Source organism: Peribacillus alkalitolerans, from assembly GCF_010882125.1.
Classification (GTDB): Bacteria; Bacillota; Bacilli; order Bacillales; family DSM-1321; genus Bacillus_BN; species Bacillus_BN alkalitolerans.
Map to the genome: position 1 here is coordinate 1 of NZ_JAAGVZ010000053.1, position 1,553 is coordinate 1,553.

At 38.6% G+C, this 1,553-nt stretch carries 1 protein-coding gene; it reads right to left on the reverse strand.

Translation table 11 applies throughout. The annotated features are described in order from the left end of the window. Window positions 1-100 precede the first annotated feature (100 nt). The gene (locus G3O09_RS21845) at window positions 101-1,462 is read right to left on the reverse strand and encodes an IS1182 family transposase (RefSeq protein ID WP_163103548.1); all 1,362 of its coding nucleotides are present in this window, start codon (window positions 1,460-1,462) and stop codon (window positions 101-103) included. Window positions 1,463-1,553: the final 91 nt, after the last annotated feature.

The window sequence follows — 1,553 nt, forward strand, 5'->3', positions numbered from 1 at the left end:
TTCAGATTGTCGACAAAAGGCATTCCGAATGACCCCATTCGGATGCCTTTTGTCATTTTCATGTAGTTTTCTTTAATTTAGACCTTCCTTAGCTCTATTTTTATACCATTTTTGGACTCAACCAAGTCCAATTGGCCATCTTCTTTAAATTCATGGATGCAAAAGTAAGCATCGCCTGCATGGACAATTTTTTTAGTCCCCTCAGGGTTGTCCAACGCATTCCATGCTTTTCTTTTGCATCTGCAAATACACGTTCAATAGTTTCTTTACGACGTGCATATATTCTTTTGTTCTCCTCAGTATGGCGAAGGTGGTCAGCTTCCTCAAGATACTCTTCCCAAACATGTCGTTGTATGAGCTTCTGATGGTTTTGACTCTGTGTACATTGAGACAAGATTGGACAGTTTTTACACTGAACAGGATTAGAGAAGTACTGACGGTAACCCTCCTTCGTAGTTGTTCGATATTTCAATAGTTGTCCTTCAGGACAACTATAGCAATCAAAGTGCTCATCATAGACGTAATCGTGTTTTCTTAAATAACCTTCTTTTGTTCGAGGGCGTGTATAAGGCAATGCAGGGCGAATTTCATTTTCGATTAAGTATTGAGCAATGGCAGGAGTTTTATATCCAGCATCTGCAGCTACAGCTTTAGGTTTTCCCGAGTTCTCCATGACTTTTTCAAGGAGAGGTTCCAACATAGTGCTATCATGAACATTTCCTGGAGTTACAATGGTTCCAAGGATGAATCCATTTTGGTCGGCAGCTGCATGAAAAGAGTAGGCAAACTGCTTGGTTCTTTCATCCTTCACATAATAACCACTCTCTGGATCAGTGGTACTTTCCTTGATTTCCTTTGTTTCTTCTTTTTCGAATTTATCTGGAGGGAACGGTTTTTTCCCATGTTCTTCACGGTCACCATTGATTTCATCTTGAAGGCGATCTTGATAGGCTCTCGTTTCTTTACGTACCACCTTCTTCTCAAATTTACGTTTATTCGCACTGGCCTTCACATGTGTAGAATCAATAAATACATGTTCACCACTGACTAACTTCTTATCTGATGCTTCTCTTAATATTCGATAGAAAATCTGTTCAAATAGATTGGTATCCTTGAATCGACGTTCATAGTTTTTACCGAAGGTAGAGAAGTGGGGTACTTTATCGTGGAATCCATAACCAAGAAACCAACGGTAAGCTATGTTTGTTTTAATTTCTTCAATAGTTTGACGCATAGAACGGATGCCGAACATATATTGAATGAATGTCATTTTTATAAGGATGACTGGATCAATACTAGGACGACCGCGATCTACAGAATACATATCTTCAACTAGTGGGTATATAAAGGAAAAATTGATAGCTGCTTCAACTTTTCGCACTAAGTGGTTTTCAGGCACTAGCTGTTCTAGAGCAATCATTTCAATTTGGTCACGATTCATTTGAGTATTTTTCGTTAACATATTTATCACCTAAGCACATTTTGTAGTACCTTCATTATACAAAAAAAGACCGCAGACAAATCCCCTTTTTGGGGGATTTGTCTACAGTCTG